Annotated in this window: 14 protein-coding genes; 6 read left to right on the top strand and 8 right to left on the bottom strand. The window is 74.1% G+C overall.

What is annotated here, in order from left to right:
• Positions 1 to 12 precede the first annotated feature (12 nt).
• A complete protein-coding gene (locus AB0B83_RS10005) occupies positions 13 to 819 on the bottom strand; it encodes an MBL fold metallo-hydrolase (RefSeq protein WP_357577841.1) in 807 nt (268 codons plus the stop codon).
• Between the two features lie 138 nt (positions 820 to 957).
• On the opposite strand from AB0B83_RS10005, the gene AB0B83_RS10000 reads away from it, so the two are divergent.
• Positions 958 to 2,175 carry an NADP-dependent isocitrate dehydrogenase gene (locus AB0B83_RS10000; RefSeq protein ID WP_132231004.1) on the top strand — a complete coding sequence of 406 codons (1,218 nt, stop codon included), beginning with the start codon at positions 958 to 960 and terminating at the stop codon, positions 2,173 to 2,175.
• 541 nt (positions 2,176 to 2,716) lie between these two features.
• Here AB0B83_RS10000 and galT read toward each other — a convergent pair.
• The 4 genes from galT to AB0B83_RS09980 form a co-directional block, all read right to left on the bottom strand.
• Positions 2,717 to 3,793 carry a galactose-1-phosphate uridylyltransferase gene (gene galT / locus AB0B83_RS09995; RefSeq protein ID WP_357577840.1) on the bottom strand — a complete coding sequence of 359 codons (1,077 nt, stop codon included), beginning with the start codon at positions 3,791 to 3,793 and terminating at the stop codon, positions 2,717 to 2,719.
• A complete protein-coding gene (locus tag AB0B83_RS09990) occupies positions 3,790 to 4,614 on the bottom strand; it encodes a DeoR/GlpR family DNA-binding transcription regulator (protein WP_357577839.1) in 825 nt (274 codons plus the stop codon). Before AB0B83_RS09990 ends, galT begins: the two co-directional genes overlap by 4 nt.
• 107 nt (positions 4,615 to 4,721) lie before the next feature.
• A complete protein-coding gene (cysC, locus tag AB0B83_RS09985; protein ID WP_357577838.1) occupies positions 4,722 to 6,251 on the bottom strand; it encodes an adenylyl-sulfate kinase in 1,530 nt (509 codons plus the stop codon).
• A 109-nt stretch (positions 6,252 to 6,360) separates the two neighbouring features.
• Entirely contained in the window at positions 6,361 to 6,912 is a 552-nt protein-coding gene (locus tag AB0B83_RS09980; RefSeq protein ID WP_357577837.1) for a DM13 domain-containing protein, read from the bottom strand.
• Positions 6,913 to 7,111: 199 nt separating this feature from the next.
• Here AB0B83_RS09980 and AB0B83_RS09975 point away from each other — a divergent pair, with 199 nt between their 5' ends.
• The 5 genes from AB0B83_RS09975 (at position 7,112) to AB0B83_RS09955 (ending at position 11,348) form a co-directional block, all read left to right on the top strand.
• A complete protein-coding gene (locus tag AB0B83_RS09975) occupies positions 7,112 to 8,026 on the top strand; it encodes an ABC transporter ATP-binding protein (protein ID WP_132231009.1) in 915 nt (304 codons plus the stop codon).
• Positions 8,019 to 8,900: an ABC transporter permease gene (locus AB0B83_RS09970; protein WP_151456320.1), complete on the top strand. Its 882-nt coding sequence runs from the start codon at positions 8,019 to 8,021 to the stop codon at positions 8,898 to 8,900. Before AB0B83_RS09975 ends, AB0B83_RS09970 begins: the two co-directional genes overlap by 8 nt.
• Positions 8,897 to 9,856 (top strand): ABC transporter ATP-binding protein, encoded by a 960-nt coding sequence (locus tag AB0B83_RS09965; RefSeq protein ID WP_121399775.1) that lies wholly within the window; start codon positions 8,897 to 8,899, stop codon positions 9,854 to 9,856. Before AB0B83_RS09970 ends, AB0B83_RS09965 begins: the two co-directional genes overlap by 4 nt.
• Positions 9,857 to 9,860: 4 nt before the next feature.
• Positions 9,861 to 10,571: an ABC transporter permease subunit gene (locus AB0B83_RS09960; protein WP_132231012.1), complete on the top strand. Its 711-nt coding sequence runs from the start codon at positions 9,861 to 9,863 to the stop codon at positions 10,569 to 10,571.
• A gap of 126 nt (positions 10,572 to 10,697) precedes the next feature.
• Positions 10,698 to 11,348: a hypothetical protein gene (locus tag AB0B83_RS09955; RefSeq protein WP_357577836.1), complete on the top strand. Its 651-nt coding sequence runs from the start codon at positions 10,698 to 10,700 to the stop codon at positions 11,346 to 11,348.
• Positions 11,349 to 11,469: 121 nt separating this feature from the next.
• On the opposite strand, the gene valS is transcribed toward AB0B83_RS09955, so the two are convergent.
• The 3 genes from valS to AB0B83_RS09940 form a co-directional block, all read right to left on the bottom strand.
• Positions 11,470 to 14,034, bottom strand: coding sequence for a valine--tRNA ligase (gene valS / locus AB0B83_RS09950; protein WP_357577835.1), 2,565 nt, complete (start codon positions 14,032 to 14,034; stop codon positions 11,470 to 11,472).
• 71 nt (positions 14,035 to 14,105) lie between these two features.
• Positions 14,106 to 15,977 carry an ABC transporter ATP-binding protein gene (locus AB0B83_RS09945; RefSeq protein WP_357577834.1) on the bottom strand — a complete coding sequence of 624 codons (1,872 nt, stop codon included), beginning with the start codon at positions 15,975 to 15,977 and terminating at the stop codon, positions 14,106 to 14,108.
• A complete protein-coding gene (locus tag AB0B83_RS09940; RefSeq protein ID WP_357577833.1) occupies positions 15,974 to 17,788 on the bottom strand; it encodes an ABC transporter ATP-binding protein in 1,815 nt (604 codons plus the stop codon). The genes AB0B83_RS09945 and AB0B83_RS09940 overlap by 4 nt, the downstream gene beginning before the upstream one ends.
• Positions 17,789 to 17,796: the final 8 nt, after the last annotated feature.

Below are 17,796 nucleotides of genomic sequence, written 5' to 3'. Positions count from 1 at the left end.
CGACGTTCCGCCCTACAGCGTCACGAACGCCTCGCCCAGGTGCGGGGTGGCGAGCACCGCGGGCCCGCGCGCGGCCAGGTCGCGCAGCAGGCCCACCCGCGAGGCACGCGCCGCCGCGGCGTCCTCCTCGTGGGCGTACGCCAGCTCGGGTTCGACCAGTTGCACGGCGTGCACCAGCAGGTCGCCGGTGAGCAGCAGCCGCTCGTCGCCCACCTCCAGCAGCACCGACTGGTGGCCGGGCGTGTGCCCCGGCGTCGGCAGCAGCCGTACCGTCGGATTCAGCCTCTCCTCGCCGTCGACGACCCGGAGCTGGCCGGCGGCGCGCAACGGCGCGACCAGGCCGGCCGACAGCCCCGGGTTGAGCTGCCCGACGGCGGCCAGCTCGGCCCGCTGGAGCAGGTAGTCGGCGTTCGGGAAGTACGGCGTCCCCGGCGAGCCGGTGACCGCCCAGCCGACGTGGTCGCTGTGCAGGTGGGTGAGCACCACCGTGCGTACGTCGGCCGGGTCGATGCCGGCGGCGGCGAGTTCGGCCGGCAGCCGGCCGGGCACCGGCGCCCAGCTCGCAGCGGGGGAGCCGGCCGGGCCGATCCCGGCGTCGACCAGGGTCACCGGCCCGTCGCCGGCGCGGATGGCGAAGCTGCGGAACGGCAGCCACCACCGCCCGTCGGCGGTCACCGCGCCCGGGTCCCGTCGGTCGGCCGCGCGCCAGTGTTCCGGCGTGGCGTCCGGGAACGCCTCCGCGCGGGGCTGGAAGAACGGCCCCTCGCCGTCGGTGAGCGCGGTGACCGTGATAGACCCGAGGATGCGGCTCAGCGGCATCCGGCGATCATGTCAGCGGTGCCGTGCGCCGTGCACGTCGTTTGTTCCGGCCCGACCGAGGCCGGCTGGGGACTGCCGATCAGTTTCCAGTACGCTCGTACTGCTTGAGCACGAGTCCCCCGAGAGGAGCGCCGGCCGATGGCGAAGATCAAGGTAAACAACCCGGTCGTTGAGCTCGACGGCGACGAGATGACCCGGATCATCTGGAAGCAGATCCGGGAGCAGCTGATCCTGCCCTACCTCGACGTCGACCTGCACTACTACGACCTGTCGATCCAGCACCGCGACGAGACCGACGACCAGGTCACCGTCGATGCCGCCAACGCCATCAAGGAGCACGGCGTCGGCGTCAAGTGCGCGACCATCACCCCGGACGAGGCCCGGGTGGAGGAGTTCGGCCTGAAGAAGATGTGGCGGTCGCCGAACGGCACGATCCGCAACATCCTCGGCGGCGTAGTCTTCCGCGAGCCGATCATCATGTCCAACGTGCCGCGGCTGGTCCCCGGCTGGACCAAGCCGATCATCATCGGCCGGCACGCCCACGGTGACCAGTACAAGGCCACCGACTTCGTCGTCCCGGGCCCGGGCACGGTGACCATCACCTACACCCCGGCCGACGGCGGCGAGCCGATGGAGATGGAGGTCGCCAACTTCCCCGGCGGCGGCATCGCCATGGGCATGTACAACTACGACGAGTCGATCCGGGACTTCGCCCGCGCCTCGTTCCGCTACGGCCTGGACCGCAACTACCCGGTCTACATGTCGACGAAGAACACCATCCTCAAGGCGTACGACGGTCGGTTCAAGGACATCTTCGCCGAGGTGTTCGAGGCCGAGTTCAAGGCCGAGTTCGACGCCGCCGGTCTCACCTACGAGCACCGGCTCATCGACGACATGGTCGCCGCCGCGCTCAAGTGGGAGGGCGGCTACGTCTGGGCCTGCAAGAACTACGACGGTGACGTGCAGTCCGACACCGTCGCGCAGGGCTTCGGCTCGCTGGGCCTGATGACCTCGGTGCTGCTCTCCCCGGACGGCCGTACGGTCGAGGCCGAGGCCGCGCACGGCACGGTCACCCGGCACTACCGGCAGTGGCAGAAGGGCGAGAAGACCTCGACCAACCCGATCGCGTCGATCTACGCCTGGACGCGGGGCCTGGCGCACCGGGGCAAGCTGGACGGCACCCCGGCGGTCACCGAGTTCGCCAACACCCTGGAGCAGGTCATCGTCGACACCGTCGAGGGCGGCCAGATGACCAAGGACCTCTCGCTGCTCATCTCGCGGGACGCCCCGTGGCTGACCACCGACGAGTTCATGAACGCGCTCGACGAGAACCTGGCGCGCAAGCTCTCCGCCTGATCCTCTCCGCGCCTTCCGGTGGCACCTGACGGTGCTGCCACCGCATCACCAGGAGCCCGCCGGCACCCGCCGGCGGGCTCCGTGGTCTCGGGCGGTGGGCGCCAGGCGAGCGCCTGAGATCTTGGTGAGAAACGGCCCCTCCAGGGGCCTGTTCCTACCAAGATCTACTCGGCTCGCCCGGATCCGGCGACGCCCGTGGGTCGGCTTGCGGCGTGTCGGCGGGTGACGCGCCGTCCCGCGTCACCTACGTCGGCGCGCCTCGTTGACCTGGGTGGACGAGATGCCAGTCGCGTCCAGGAAGGTTGACCGCGGTCGCCTCGCGGCAAGCGTGCCGATCAGCCAGCCTTCCCGGCTGTCGCGCACAGCCAGCCGTCCCTTCCCTGCGGGGGGCCCTGTCCCGGGCCCCCCGCGCCCTGTCTCCGCCCCGCCACCGGCGCCGGCCCGACCGCCCGCCCGCCCCCACCGGTACCGCTCCACCTGGCAGCGCCGGTCGGGCTCAGGCCGGTCGCCGTCTTGCCCCCGCTGGGCGCGGTGTCGGGGCTCAGGCGGCGCGGAGGAGTTCGGCGGCGCGCTCCGGGGCGATGTCGTTGATGAAGACGCCCATCGCGGACTCCGAGCCCGCCAGGTACTTCAGCTTGTCCTTCGCGCGCCGGATGCTGAACAGCTGCAGGTGCAGGTGGCCCAGCTCGCGGTCGACGCGTACCGGCGCCTGGTGCCAGGCGGCGATGTAGGGCATCGGCACGTCGAACAGCCCGTCGAAGCGGCGCAGCAGGTCCAGGTAGAGCGGCCCGAAGGCGTCCCGCTCGGCGTCGTCGAGCGCGGGGATGTCCGGCACCGGCCGGTGCGGGGCCACGTGCACCTCGAACGGCCAGCGGGCCGCCGCCGGGACGTACGCCGTCCAGTGCTCGTTGGCGGCGACCACCCGGTCGCCGCCGGCCCGCTCGGCGGCGAGCACGTCGGCGTAGAGGTTGCGCCCGCCGGTGCGCTCCGCGTGCCGGCGGGCGGCGGCCAGCAGCGCCCGGGTCCGTGGGGTCACGAAGGGGTACGCGTAGATCTGGCCGTGCGGGTGGTGCAGGGTCACGCCGATCTCCACGCCCCGGTTCTCGAAGCAGAACACCTGCTCCACGCCGGGCAGCTTTGCGAGCGCCGACGTGCGGTCGGCGAGCGCGTCGAGGACGGTACGCACCCGGCGTGGCGGGAGGGACGCGAAGGACGCGTTGTGGTCGTCGGTGAAGCAGACCACCTCGCAGCGGCCCCGACCCGGGCGGACCGGGGTGAACGGGGTGATCTCGGCGGGCTCCTCGGCCACCCGGCCGCTGAGGGAGGGGAACCGGTTCTCGAAGACGGCGACGTCGTAGTCGGGCGCCGGGATCTCGCTCTGCCGGCCGTCGGTGCTGGGGCAGAGCGGGCACTGGTCGGCCGGCGGGAGGAAGGTGCGCGTCTGCCGGTGCACGGCGACGGCCACCCACTCGTCGGTGAGCGGGTCCAGGCGCAGCTGCGACGCGGGCGGTGGCGGGGGCAGCTCGCGCCGGTCCGGCTGGTCGCGGACGGCGTCGTCCCGTTCGTCGAAGTAGATCAGCTCCCGGCCGTCGGCCAGCGCGATCGCGGTGCGCTTCACCTCGCCATCCCCTCATCTGTCGTCGTGGCCGTCCGCCCCGCGCCCGTGCCGGGGGACACGACCACCAGTTCGCCCACCCGGTCGTCGAGCGCCCGCTGCGCGTCGGGGGGCAGCCGGTCGTCGGTGACCAGCACGTGGGCGGCGGAAAGCTCAACGATCGAGGAGATGCCGACGGTGCCCCACTTGGTGTGGTCGGCGAGCACGACCAGCCGGTCGGCGGCGGCCACCAGGGCGCGGTCGGTCTCCGCCTCCATCAGGTTCGGCGTGGTGAACCCGGCCCGCTCCGTGATCCCGTGCACGCCGAGGAAGAGCAGGTCCAGGTGCAGCGACCGGATGGCGGCGACGGCCAGCGGCCCGACCAGCGCGTCCGACGGCGTACGCACCCCGCCGGTGAGCACCACGGTCTGGTCGGACCGGCCGCCGGCATGCAGGATCTCGGCCACCGGCAGCGAGTTGGTGACGACGGTCAGGCCCGGCACGTCGACCAGCCGACGGGCCAGCTCGGCGGTGGTGGTGCCGGCGGAGAGGGCGACCGCCGCCCCGGGGCGGACCAGCTCGGCGGCGCGGCCGGCGATGGCCGCCTTCTCCGCCAGTTGCCGCACCGACTTGGCCCGGAAGCCCGGCTCGTCGGTCGAGCCGGGGCCGGCCACCGTGGCGCCGCCGTGCACCTTGGCCAGCAGGCCGCGCTCGTGCAGCGCCTCCAGGTCGCGCCGGATGGTCATGTCCGAGACGCCGTACTCGGCGGCCAGCTCGGTGACCCGCACGCCGCCGGTGGCGCGGACCCGGTCCAGGATGGCCGCCTGCCGTTGCTGAGCGAGCATCCGCCGTACCTCCGTGCCAGCCGCGCGCCCTCACGCGGTCAAACGTGTTCGAACAAAGATGAACACTAGCGCGGAGGGGGGGGACCACCGGTAGGCGGAGGGTGCGATCAGATGGACTGGAGCCGGGGTTCGACCCAACCCGTCTCGTTCAGGTGGTGCAGGACGGCCTCGACCGCCTCGTCGATCGTCATGTCGCTGGTGTCGACCACCAGGTCCGCGTCGGCCGGCTCCTCGTAGGGGTCGTCGATGCCCGTCATCCCGGTGAGCAGGCCGGCCCGGGCCCGGGCGTAGAGGCCCTTGCGGTCGCGCTGCTCGCAGACCTCCAGCGGGGTCGCCACGTGCACCAGCACGAAACCCGCACCGGCGGCCAGCGCCATCTCCCGGGCGGTCGCGCGGGCCTGGGCGTACGGGGCGATCGGGCAGCAGATGCCGACGCCGTGGTGCCGGGCGATCTCCGCCGCCACCCAGCCGATCCGGCGCACGTTGAGGTCCCGGTCGGCCTTGCTGAAGCCCAGCCCGGCGGAGAGCTCGCGGCGCACCACGTCGCCGTCGAGCAGCGTGATGCTCCGGTCGCCCTGCTCGCGCAGCACGTCGGCCAGGCCCCGGGCGATCGTCGACTTGCCGGAGCCCGAGAGCCCGGTCAGGAAGACCACCAGGCCCCGGTACCGCCGCGGCGGCCGGGCCCGGGCCAGCTCCTTCGCCACGGCGGGCGGGGTGTGCCACTCGGGGAGCGGGAAACCCCGGTCCAGCAGGTCGTCGATCTCCGGCTGGGTCAGCGCCAGGCGCCGGTTGCGGGGCGGGATGTCCTCCCGCCAGCGCCACTGCCCGTCGCGGTTGTCGTAGGCCAGCTCGCGCGGCACCAGCACGCGCAGGCCGGCGCCGGAGAGCATCTCGCCGGTGGAGAGCAGGTGCGTGACGCCGTACGCCGCCGACACCCGGGCCCGCAGCAGCGCGTCGCTGATCTCGTCGCGCCGGCGGGACAACGGGACGGCGACCAGCGTGGCCGGCGGCATCCGGTCGCGGGCGGCGAAGACGCTGCGTACGAGCGACTCCGGCGGCAACCCGCCGAGGCCGTCCTCGCCGACCGGGATCATCACCAGCAGGTGGGCGCCGAGCGTGCGGACCGCGTGGGCGATCTGGGCGAGCTGCGGCCGGTGCAGCGGACGGTCGGCGATCACCCCGAGCACCCGACCGGACGGCAGCAGCGGGCGTACTTCCTCGGGGGTGCGGCGCAGCCGCTGGAAGGGGCCGTGACCGCCGTCGCCGAGCCGGCGGACCGTGCCTCCGACGCCGGCCACCCCGTCGCGGACCTGCCACGCGTCGGCGACGTCCAGCGCCGCGACCGGCGCGCCCTCCCCATCGGTGAGCACCAGGGTGCGGCGTGCCTCGTCGCGCGGGTCGAGACCCTGCGCGAGCGCCGTCGGCACCTGGAGGGTCACCGGCACCGGCCACGGTGAACCGTCGGCGAGCCGACCCCGCCGACTCACCGAGACCAGGTCGGCGCGGGTCATGAAGCCGGCCAGCGGGGCGTACGCCCCGATCAGCAGCAGCTCCAGGTCAGCCAGCTCGCCGGGGCGTGGCGTGTACGCCGGCGCGTCCCGGAGCACCTCGTCGGGCAGCACCCAGCTGTTGCTCATCCATCCCCCAAACGACACTGACCGGCACACAGTTTCTCAGCCGCCCGGCGATCGGTCGAGAGCGCCACTCCACTGGCGGCTCAGCCGGCGGGCGACGGCGGCCGGCGGGTCAGCGGGGCGGGGCCAGGGACGCGGCCCCGAAGGAGACGGCGAACCGCTTGCACCAGATGGAGACGCTGGTCAGACCCGTCAGGTCGACGTCGGCCGGGATGTCGTAGCCCTGGTCGCCCCGGTTGCCCTTGAGCCGGCCCAGCTCGACCCACCGGCCGTCGTCGAAGACCCGCCACCCGGCGGTGCCGCTGCGCACCGGCTGGTCGGTGAGCCAGACCCGCAGGTCCGGGCCGTTGGAGGTGGCCAGGCCGACGAGTTCCAGCCGGTGCCGCCCGTCGGGGGCGCGGACGATGCGCGCGCTGCCCGACGTGTCGTGCTCGTGGGTCACGAAATCGCCCTGCCCGACGAGGACCGGCCCGGCGGAGGCGGGCGCCGCGGCCGTGGCGGAACCCGTCGGCGCCGGCGTGGCCGTGACGCTCGAAAGCGCCTCGTCGACCTCGGCGTCGGTGACCAGCTTCCAGGGCTGGAACCAGTAGAGGCCGAACGCCGAGCCGGCGGCGAGGACGGCGACCACCACCCACGTCAGCGGCGCGCGGAACAGTCGGGTCATGCCCACAGTGTGTCGGCCCGGGCCGCGTCCTGTCTGCCCCGTGTGGCGTGGCGGAGGCCGATGCGTGCCTGCGGTGCCGGCACGCCCACCACCGCCGGGGACCGCGCCGCACCCTAGGGGACGCGGACCGCCAGGATCAGGGGAGCGCCCGGGGGCGAGCCGCTGCCCACAGGGGTCCTCGCCTCCTACTCTGTACGACGTGACACTCATCGCGACCGACTCGCTGACCAAGACGTACGGGGGTGGGGTCACCGCGCTGGCCGACCTGACCGTCGCGGTCGAGCCGGGGATCATCGGGTTGGTCGGCGCGAACGGCGCCGGCAAGTCCACCCTGATCAAGATCCTGCTCGGCCTCCTCGCCCCGACCAGCGGCCGGGTCCGGGTCCTCGGCCTCGACCCGACCACCGACTCCGCCCAGGTCCGCGCCCGGGTCGGCTACATGCCCGAGCACGACGCCCTGCCGCCGGACCTCTCCGCCGCCGAGCTGGTAACCCACCTCGGCCGGGTCAGCGGCCTGCCGCGTACGGTCGCCCGGGAACGGGCCTCCGAGGCGCTGCGGCACGTCGGGCTCTACGAGGAGCGCTACCGCCCGGTCGGCGGCTACTCCACAGGCATGAAGCAGCGGGTCAAGCTCGCCCAGGCCCTGGTGCACGACCCCGACCTGCTGCTGCTCGACGAGCCGACCAACGGGCTCGACCCGGCCGGCCGCGACGCCATGCTGGCGCTGGTGCACCGCATCGGCACCGAGTTCGGCATCTCCGTGCTGGTCTGCTCGCACCTGCTGGGCGAGGTCGAGCGGATCTGCGACACCCTGGTCGCCATCGACGGCGGGCGGCTGCTGCGCGCCGACCACATCTCCGCCATGACCTCGGCCACCGACGTGCTCGCCGTCGAGGTGAGCGAGGGCACCGACGAACTGGCCGCCCGGCTGGCCGCGCTCGACCTGCCGGTACGCCGGGACGGCCGGCTGCTGCTCGTCGAGCTCGCCGACGACGCCACCTACGACCTGATCCTCGGCGCGGTCGCCGAGCTGGACCTGCCGCTGCACCGGTTGGACCAGCGCCGGCACCGGGTGGCCGAACTCTTCGCCACGAGGGAGCCCAGCCATGCCTGAGCCGACCGGCGTCATCCACGACATCGGCTACCAGCGCTACACCGGTCCCCGGCTGGGCCGCCGGGCCGTCTTCGGGGCGCTCTACCTGCACGGCCTGCGTACGGCGTTCGGGCTGGGCCGCAGCGCGAAGGCCAAGATCTTCCCCTGGCTGGTGGTCGCCATCGTCACCGTCGTGGCCGCCGGGCTCGCCGCGGTGCGCAGCCAGGTCGGCGAGTCGGTGATGACGTACGCCCAGTTCGCCGACAACATGAGCTGGCTGGTCATCTTCTTCGTCGCGGCGGTCGCCCCCGAGCTGGTCTCGCGGGACCTGCGCAGCGGGGTGCTGCCGCTCTACTTCTCCCGGCCGCTGCCGAGGTCGGACTACCCGCTGGCCAAGCTGCTGGCGCTGGCCACCGCGCTCTGGCTGCTGCTCGGCGGGCCGCAGCTGGTGATGTTCCTGGGCGCCGCGTTCACCACCGGCGACGGCATGCGCGGGGTCTGGAACGAGCTGCTCGACCTGCTGCCCAGCCTGCTCTACGCCGGGCTCTGGGCGGCGGTCTTCGCCTCGGTCGGGCTGCTGGTCGCCTCGTCCACCGGCAAGCGGGCGTTCGCGGCCGGCGGGATCGTGGCCGTGTTCCTGATGACCACCCCGATCGTCGGCACCCTGTCGATCATGCCCTCCCAGGCGGTCAACGAACTGGCCTTCCTCGCCTCGCCCTCGACGTTGGTGGGCGGAGTGGGCACCTGGGCGCTCGGCGACCTGCTGCTGTTCGAGGGGGAGGGCGGAGTGCCGATCGGCGACTTCGGCCCGGTCTACGCGGTCGCCGCCGTGCTGCTCGTGGCCGGCTGCGTCGCCCTGCTGATGCTGCGATACCGGAAGGTGGCCGCCCGATGACCACGATCAGCGTCGACCAGGCGGCGGGGACGCCGACCGCCGCCGCCAGCACCCTCGACCTCGCCGGCGTCTCCCGCTGGTACGGCAACGTGGTGGCCGTCAACGACGTCAGCATGAGCCTCGGCCCCGGCGTCACCGGGCTGCTCGGCCCGAACGGCGCGGGCAAGACCACCCTGCTGCACATGATGGCGGGCTTCCTGGCCCCGTCGCGCGGGGCGGTGAGCCTGGACGGCCGGCCCACCTGGCGCAACCCCGAGGTCTACCGCCGGCTCGGCCTGGTCAGCGAGCGCGAGGCGGTGCACACCTTCCTCACCGCGTACGAGTTCGTGCTGGCCAGCGCGAAGCTGCACCGGCTGCCGGATCCGGCGGAGGCGGCCCGCCGGGCGATCGCCCTGGTGGAGATGGAGGGCGCGCAGGACCGCCGGATCGGCACGTACTCGAAGGGCATGCGGCAGCGCGCCCGGGTGGCCGCGGCGCTGGTGCACGAGCCGCAGGTGCTGCTGCTCGACGAGCCGTTCAACGGGATGGACCCGCGCCAGCGGCTGCACATGATGGAGCTGCTGCACCGCCTCGGCGACGCCGGCCGCACCATCCTGTTCAGCTCGCACATCCTGGAGGAGGTCGAGCAGGTCTCCGGCACCGTCCAGGTGATGGTCGCCGGCCGGCTGGCCGCCTCCGGCGACTTCCGCACCATCCGCCGGCTGATGACCAACCGGCCGCACGTCTTCGCCGTGCACTCCACCGACGACCGGGCGCTCGCCGTCGCGCTGATGGCCGAGGCGTCGGTGACGGGGGTCGAGCTGGGCCGCGCCGGGTTGACCGTGCGGGCCGGCGACTACGGCGCGTTCACCCGCGTCCTGCCGAAGATCGCCCTGGCGGAGGGCATCCGGGTGCGGCAGTTGGTGCCCGAGGACGAATCCCTGGAGAGCGTCTTCTCCTACCTCGTGGAGGCCTGAACCCATGTCTACCGTTTCCTGGATCACCGTGCGGGGGCTGTTCGGGCGTCGCCGGTTCCTCCTGCTGCTGCCGCTGCCCGTGGTGCTGGTGCTGCTCGCCGTGCTCTCCCGTGCGCTCGGGGTGGACCCGGGCGAGTGGGGCCCGCCGGTGCTGGTCGGCCTCGGCCTGGCCGTGGTGCTCCCGGTGGTCGCCCTGATCGTCGGCACCGGCGTGCTGGGGGCCGAGATCGACGACGGCACCGTCGTGCACATCCTGACCAAGCCGTTGCCGCGCTGGCAGATCGTGCTGCCCAAGCTGGCGGTGGCCGCCGGCGTCACCGCGGTCACCGTCGCCGTGCCGATCTACGTGGCGGGCGTGCTGGCCCACTCCGTACGGCTCGGCCTGGCGCTCGCCGCCGCGTCGGCGGTCGGCGCGCTGGCGTACTCGGCGCTGTTCGTGGCGCTCAGCCTGCTCACCCGGCGGCCGGTGCTGCTCGGCCTGGTCTACGTGCTGATCTGGGAGGGGCTGCTCGGCAACGTCGTCAGCGGCACCAAGGTGCTCTCCATCCAGCAGTACGTGATCACCCTCGCCGACCGGATGGCCCCCACCGGGCTGCTGGAGGCCGGCGTCTCGGTGCCGGTGGCGGCGGTGATGGCCGCGTTGATCAGCGCGGGCTTCACGCTGCTCGCCATCGACCGGCTCCGCTCCTTCAGCGTGGCCGGCGAGACGAGCTGATTCCCGACGGGCCGGGCCGCCCCGCCGGATTCCGGAACGCGACCTGACGGCCTCCGGGCAGCCCGACCCGGCGATGGTAGGGCTGCCCGGATGGACCGGGCCGGGCGGCTGGGCGAGGCTGTCGGCGTGAGCGCGGAGACGGGGCTGGTGATGTCGCGGGAGTCCTATCCGGGTGCCGGCCGGCACTGGATGGTGAGCCTGGCGGTGGCCGGGCTGGCGGCGGCGGCGACCACCACGGCCGCGCAGGCCACCGGGCACTTCCACTGGTGGGCGGGGTTCGTGCTGATCCCCGGCGCGCTGATCGCCGCCACCGGCGGGCCGCTGCTGGCCAGGGGCGGCGGGCGGGCCTTCGCCGGCTACGTGGTCGCCTGCCTCGGCGCGCTGGTGTTCGCGGTCGGGGCGCTGCTGATGTTCGGCGTGTTCGGGCGGGGCTGGCCCCAGATGATCATCCTGCCGTGCCTGGCGGTCGCCGGCACCTACCGCTGGCGGCTGGTCCATCCGTTGGCCCGGGGGCTGCACCGGGCGGTCTCCCTGCTGGCGCTGGCCGGCGCCGTGCTGCTCGGCGGGACGCTGCAACTGACCCGCGTCGACCTGGTCGGCGTCGATGCCGCGCCGATGTGGGGCGCGTTCCTGATGCTGGCGGGCGTGATCGTGCTGGGCAACGCGGTGGAGCTGACCCGGCACCGGATGCCGTACCGCCTCCAGGCGATCACCCTCCTGGTCGGCCCCGCCGTCGTCGCCTTCCTGCTCGGCCTGCGCCTCCTGCGCGGCTGGTGAGCCCCGCCCACGCCGCAGGGCCCACCGGCCCCCGCCGTGCCGCTGGGCCCACCAGCCCCCACCGCGCCGCTGGGCCCACCGGCCCCGCCGCGCCCGGTGAGAGCGCGACGGGGCCGGCCGGTCAGAACGCGCAGGCGATGACGAGTTCCGGGGTGCGGTCGGGGAGCAGGTCCAGCTTGGCGATGCGGCCGGCGGCCCGGACGTCGTCGGCGATCACGGTGAGCTGTTCCAGCAGGGCCGCCGGGCCGAGCGCCTCGGCCAGCGGCACCTCCGCCTTCATCGACAGTTTCCGCTCCGACTTGGCCCGGCGCACCTGGCCGAGCGCGTCGGCGGCCAGCCGCAGCAGCTCCGGCTGGCCGGTGCCCTCGATCGCCCGGTCCACCTCGTACGTGGTGGGCCAGGTCGCGCGGTGCACCGAGCCGTAGCGCCACCACGACCACACCTCCTCGGTCACGTACGGCAGCACCGGGGCGAAGAGCCGCAGCTGCACCGAGAGCGCGGTGGCGAGCGCCGCCCGGGCGGAGTCCGCACCCGGCCCGGAGCCGTAGGCGCGTTCCTTCACCAGCTCGATGTAGTCGTCGCAGAACCGCCAGAAGAAGCCCTCGGCGACCTGCAACGCGGCCGTGTGGTCGTACGCCTCCAGCGCCGACGTCGCGGCGGCGACCACGCCGGAGAGTTCGGCGAGCACGGCGCGGTCCAGCGGCTCGGTGGCCGGCGCCCGCAGCGCGTCGGCGGCGCCCAGCCCGAGGGCGAACTTCGACGCGTTCAGCAGCTTGGTCGCCAGCCGCCGGCCGACCTTGATCTGGGCCGGGTCGAAGGCGAGGTCCATGCCCGGCTTGCCGTTCGCCGCCCAGTACCGCACCGCGTCGGAGCCGTGCTGTTCCAGCAGCGCCATCGGGGTGACCACGTTCCCCTTGGACTTGGACATCTTCTTCCGGTCGGGGTCGAGGATCCAGCCGGAGAGCACCGTGTCCCGCCAGGGCAGCACCCCGTGCTCCAGGTGGGCGCGGACCACGGTGGAGAACAGCCAGGTGCGGATGATCTCCTGCCCCTGCGGGCGCAGGTCCATCGGGAAGACCCGGGCGAACAGGTCCGGGTCGGTCTCCCACCCGCCGGCGATCTGCGGGGTCAGCGACGAGGTGGCCCACGTGTCGAGCACGTCCGGGTCGCCGACGAAGCCGCCCGGGCGGCCCCGCTGCGACTCCTCGAACCCGGGCGGGGCGTCGATGGACGGGTCGATCGGCAGCGCGGATTCCGCCGGCGTGAGAGGCTGGGACCAGTCCGGCTCGCCAGCGTCGTCGAGCCGGTACCACACCGGCACCGGCACGCCGAAGAAGCGTTGCCGGCTGACCAGCCAGTCGCCGGTCAGGCCGCCCACCCAGTGCGCGTAGCGGTGCCGCATGTGCTCCGGCACCCAGCGCAGCTCCCCGCCCCGGGCCAGCAGTTCGTCGCGCAGGCCCGCGTCGCGTCCGCCGTTGCGCAGGTACCACTGCCGGGTCGAGACGATCTCCAGCGGCCGGTCGCCGCGCTCGTAGAACTTCACCGGGTGGGTCACGGGTCGCGGCTCGCCGACCAGGTCCCCGGCGTCGGCCAGCAGCTCCACAAGCGTCCGCCGGGCGCCGTTGACGGTCTGCCCGGCCAGCGCCGCGTACGGCTGCCCCGGCACGCCGGCCGGCGGCTCGGGCAGCAGCCGGCCGTCCCGGCCGATCACCACGCGGGTGTCCAGCCGCAGCTCCCGCCACCAGGTCACGTCGGTCAGGTCGCCGAAGGTGCAGACCATCGCGATGCCCGTGCCCTTGGCCGGGTCCGCCAGCGGGTGCGCCCGCACCGGCACGTCCACCCCGAAGACCGGCGTACGCGCGGTGCCGCCGACCAGGTCGGCGTACCGCTCGTCGTCGGGGTGGCAGACCAGTGCCACGCAGGCCGGCAGCAGCTCCGGTCGGGTGGTGTCGATGAGCACCTCCCGCCCGCCCGGCCCGGCGAACCGCAGCCGGTGGTACGCCCCTGGCCGCTCCCGGTCCTCCAGCTCCGCCTGGGCGACGGCGGTGGCGAAGCCGACGTCCCAGAGCGTCGGCGCCTCCGCCTGGTACGCCTCGCCCCGGGCCAGGTTGCGCAGGAACGCCCGCTGCGAGGCCGCCCGGGCCGCCGAGCCGATCGTCGTGTACGTCAACGACCAGTCCACGGAGAGCCCGAGCCGTCGCCAGAGCGCCTCGAAGACCTGCTCGTCGGCGACGGTCAGCCGCTCGCACAGCTCGATGAAGTTGCGTCGGGAGACCGGGGTCGGGTCCCTGCGGGCGGCCTCGCTCACCGGGGTGTCGGGGGCCTGCCGGTCCGGGTCGTACGGCAGCGCCGGATCGCAGCGCACGCCGTACACGTTCTGCACCCGGCGCTCGGTGGGCAGGCCGTTGTCGTCCCAGCCCATCGGGTAGAAGACCGTGCGCCCGCGCATCCGCTGGAACCGGGCCACCACATCGGTGTGCGTGTACGAGAAGACGTGCCCCATGTGCAGCTCGCCCGATACGGTCGGCGGCGGGGTGTCGATCGCGTACACGTCGGCGCGCCCCTTCGCGCGGTCGAACGCGTACGTGCCGTCCTCCTGCCAGCGGCGCGCCCAGGTCTCCTCGATGCCGTCCAGGCTCGGACGTTCGGGGACGCCGGCGCGGGCCGTCCTCTCCGTGTCGGTCATCCGTCGATGGTAGGCAGTGGCCCGGGGCCGGACCACGTGGTTTCGCCCCGTGCCCCGACGCGTCCCGCCGCTCAGAGCAGGGAGTCGCGCCACTGCCGGTGCAGGGCGGCGTACCGGCCACCGGCGACGGCGAGCCGGCCGGGCGGGCCGTCCTCGACGATCCGCCCGTCGTCGAGCACCAGCACCCGGTCGGCCGTCTCCACGGTGGAGAGCCGGTGCGCGATCACCAGCGCGGTGCGGTCGGCCAGGATGGTGCCGAGGGCGTGCTGCACCAGCCGCTCGGTGGGCACGTCCAGCGACGAGGTGGCCTCGTCCAGGATCAGCACCGTCGGGTCGGCCAGGAACGCCCGGGCGAACGCGACGAGTTGCCGCTGCCCGGCGGAGAGCCGGCCGCCGCGCCGCTGCACGTCGGTGGCGTACCCGTCGGGGAGGGCGGCGATGAAGTCGTGCGCGCCGATCTCCCGCGCGGCGGCCTCCACGGCGGCGTCGTCGGCGCCGGGACGGCCGAACCGGATGTTCTCCGCGATCGTGCCGCCGAACAGGTGGGTCTCCTGGGTCACCAGCACCACGGCCCGCCGCAGCTCCGCGTCGGCGACCTCGCGCAGGTCGACCCCGTCGAGGGTGACCGCGCCCGAGAACGGGTCGTGGAAGCGGGCGAGCAGCTTGGCGATCGTCGACTTGCCGGCGCCGGTCGCCCCGACCAGCGCCACGGTCTGGCCGGCCGGGACGGCGAGGTCCAGCCCGGCGACGATCGGCGCATCAGGTCGGTAGCCGAAGGTGACCGCCCGGAAGGCGACCGCCCCGCGCCCCGGCCCGGCGGGCAGCGGCACTGGCCGCGCCGGCTCGGCCACCGACGGCCGTTCGTCGAGCACCCCGGCGAGCTTCTCCAGCGCCGCCGTGGCCGACTGGAGCGAGTTGTAGAACTGGCTCAGTTCCTGCATCGGCTCGAAGAACCGCCGCAGGTAGAGCAGGAACGCCGCCAGCACGCCGATCCCGGTCGCCCCGCCCAGCACCCGCCAGCCGCCGTAGCAGAGCACCACCGCCACGGTGACGTTGCCGATCACCTTGATGCCCGGCGAGTACGTCGCGATCAGCCGGAACGCGTCCCGGCTGGCCCGCCGGTAGTCGTCGCTGACCGCCCCGAAGATCTGCTGGTTGCGCGGCTCCCGGCGGAACGCCTGCACCGCCCGGATGCCGCGCATCGACTCGACGAAGTGGACGATCACCAGCGCCACCGTCTCCCGGGTGCGCCGCCACGCCTCCGCCGACGCCCGCGCGAACCAGCGGCTCAGCAGGATCAGGAACGGGAACGCGAGCAGCGTCACCGCCGCCAGCGGCACGTCCAGCCAGAGCAGGATGCCGGCCACCGACAGGATCGACAGCACGGCCAGCACCAGGCCGTCGATGCCGCCGCCGACCAGTTCGCCGATCGAGTCCAGGTCGCTGGTGAGCCGGGACACCATCCGGCCGGAGGTGTACCGCTCGTGGAACGCCACCGACAGGCGCAGGAAGTGCGCGTACACCCGCTGGCGGAGGTCGAGCAGGACGGCCTGGCCGATCCGCGCGGAGAGGGTGAGGAAGCCCCGGCGGGCGGTGTACTCGACGGCGGTGGCGACGGCGAACCCGGCGGCGACGACCAGCAGCGGGCCGGGATCGCCGGCCCGCAGCGGCGCGATCGCCCGGTCGATGCCGAGCATCACCAGGTACGGCCCGGCCATCGCGGCGGCGTTCTGGCCGAGCAGCAGCGCGACGGCCAGCGCGAGGCGGCGCCGGTGCGGGCGCAGCAGGTCGCGCAGCAGCACCCGGCTGCGGGCCCGGAGCCGGGCCACCGCCTCGGGATCGGTGTCCTCGGCGCGGCTGCGGTCCGCGTCCGGGTCGGTGGCGACGCCGCGCCACCGGGCGAGGTCCGCCCCGCCCGCGGGGCCGGCGGTGTCGCCGGTCACGAACGCACCAGGCCACCGTCGCCGGGCGGCGCGGGGGTGGGCTCGGCGGAGAGCACCGCGCGGTACGCCGGCACGGCGGCGAGCAGCTCCGAGTGCCGCCCGACGGCCGTGATCCGGCCCTCCTCCAGCAGCGCCACCCGGTCGGCGAGAGCGATCGTCGAGGGCCGGTGCACGACCAGCAGGGCGGTGGTGGTGCGGAGTACCCGCTTCAGCGCGGTCTCGACCAGCGCCTCGGTGTGCACGTCCAGGGCCGACAGCGGATCGTCCAGCACGAGCAGGGCCGGCCGGCCGAGCACGGCCCGGGCCAGCGCCAGCCGCTGCCGCTGCCCCCCGGAGAGCGACAGCCCCTGCTCGCCGACCCGGGTGGCCAACCCCCACGGCAGCTCGTACGCGAAGTCGGCCTGGGCGAGGGCCAGCGCGGCCCGGACCTCGTCCTCGCCGGCCTCCGGCCGGCCGAGCGTGAGGTTCTCCCACACCGACATGGAGAACAGCGTCGGCTCCTCGAAGGCGACCCCGACCAGTCGACGCAGGGCGGACAGCCGCAGCTCGCGCAGGTCGTGCCCGTCCAGCGTGATCCGCCCGCAGGTGACCTCGTGCAGCCGGGGCACCAGGGAGAGCAGGGTGCTCTTGCCGCAGCCGGTCGCCCCGACCAGGGCCACGGTCTCGCCCGGCTCGACGGTCAGGTCGATCTCCCGCAGCACCGGCGCGGCGGTGCCCGGGTAACGGAACGAGACCCGCTCGAAGCGGAGCCGCCCGCGTACGTCGGCGCGGCGCAGGGCGAGCGCGTGCGGGGCGTCCACGATGGCCGGCGGGGTGTCCAGCACCTCGCGCACCCGGTCGGCGGCGGTGGCGGCCTCCTGCCCGTTGGCGATGATCCAGCCCAGCGACTGCACCGGCCAGATCAGCATCAGCTGGAGGCTGACGAAGGCGACAAGTTCGCCGATGGTCAGCACCCCACCCGCGGCGGCCGCCGCGCCGGCGACCAGCACCACGCCGAGGGTCAGGTTGGGCACCAGGTCGAGCAGGGCGGAGGTGCGGGCCAGCAGCCGGCCCTTGCCGACCCCCGTGTCGTGCAGCGCCCGCGCGCCGGTCGCGAAGCGGGCGGCGAGTTCCGGCCCCCGCCCGTACGCCTTCATCGTGCGCAGCCCCTGCGCGGTCTCCTCGACCAGCGTGGCCAGGTCGCCCTGCTGGTCCTGCATCCGCCGCGAGGCCGCGTGGTAGTGCCGCGCGAAGCGGCGGCTGATCAGTAACAGCGGCACCGCGCTCGCCGCCACCAGCAGCCCCAGCGCGGGGTGCAGCCGGATCAGCAGCGTCACCACGGCCAGGTAGGTCACCAGGTTGAGGATCAGGAAGAAGAGGCCGAAGCTGAGGAACCGGCGCAGCACCGACAGGTCGCTGGTGACCCGGGAGAGCAGTTGGCCGGACTGCCAACGGTCGTGGAAGCTGGTCGGCAGCCGTTGCAGGTGGGCGTAGACGTCCTCGCGGATGGCCGCCTCGATCCGCATCGAGGACGACGACTGCACCCAGCGCCGGATGAAGATCAGCAGCGCCTCGACGAGGCCGAGCAGCAGCGCCAGCCCGGCCAGCCGGAACAGCCCGGCCGGGTCCTGCCGGGCCACCGGGCCGTCCACCACCCGCTGCGCGACCAGCGGTACGGCGATGCCGGCCCCGGTGGCGGCGAGGCCGGCGAGCAGCAGCCAGCCGAACTCGGCCGCGTGCGGGCGCAGATAGTGGCGCAGCCGCCAGAGGCTGTGCAGCGGGTGCCGGCCGGCCTCGACCCGGGAGGCCGGGTTGCCGTCACCGTCAGGCACTACCCGAC

Origin of the sequence: Micromonospora sp. NPDC049060 (assembly GCF_040649055.1) — a bacterium.
GTDB lineage: Bacteria > Actinomycetota > Actinomycetes > Mycobacteriales > Micromonosporaceae > Micromonospora > Micromonospora reichwaldensis.
This window is presented reverse-complemented; position numbering and strand designations above follow the sequence as displayed.

Bases quoted from the DNA above. Each gene is read 5' to 3' on its own strand.
- AB0B83_RS10005 (WP_357577841.1), bottom strand. From the start codon at position 819: ATGCCGCTGAGCCGCATCCTCGGGTCTATCACGGTCACCGCGCTCACC.
- AB0B83_RS10000 (WP_132231004.1), top strand. From the start codon at position 958: ATGGCGAAGATCAAGGTAAACAACCCGGTCGTTGAGCTCGACGGCGAC.
- AB0B83_RS09990 (WP_357577839.1), bottom strand. From the start codon at position 4,614: ATGCTCGCTCAGCAACGGCAGGCGGCCATCCTGGACCGGGTCCGCGCC.
- cysC (WP_357577838.1), bottom strand. From the start codon at position 6,251: ATGAGCAACAGCTGGGTGCTGCCCGACGAGGTGCTCCGGGACGCGCCG.
- AB0B83_RS09980 (WP_357577837.1), bottom strand. From the start codon at position 6,912: ATGACCCGACTGTTCCGCGCGCCGCTGACGTGGGTGGTGGTCGCCGTC.
- AB0B83_RS09970 (WP_151456320.1), top strand. From the start codon at position 8,019: ATGCCTGAGCCGACCGGCGTCATCCACGACATCGGCTACCAGCGCTAC.
- AB0B83_RS09965 (WP_121399775.1), top strand. From the start codon at position 8,897: ATGACCACGATCAGCGTCGACCAGGCGGCGGGGACGCCGACCGCCGCC.
- AB0B83_RS09960 (WP_132231012.1), top strand. From the start codon at position 9,861: ATGTCTACCGTTTCCTGGATCACCGTGCGGGGGCTGTTCGGGCGTCGC.
- valS (WP_357577835.1), bottom strand. From the start codon at position 14,034: ATGACCGACACGGAGAGGACGGCCCGCGCCGGCGTCCCCGAACGTCCG.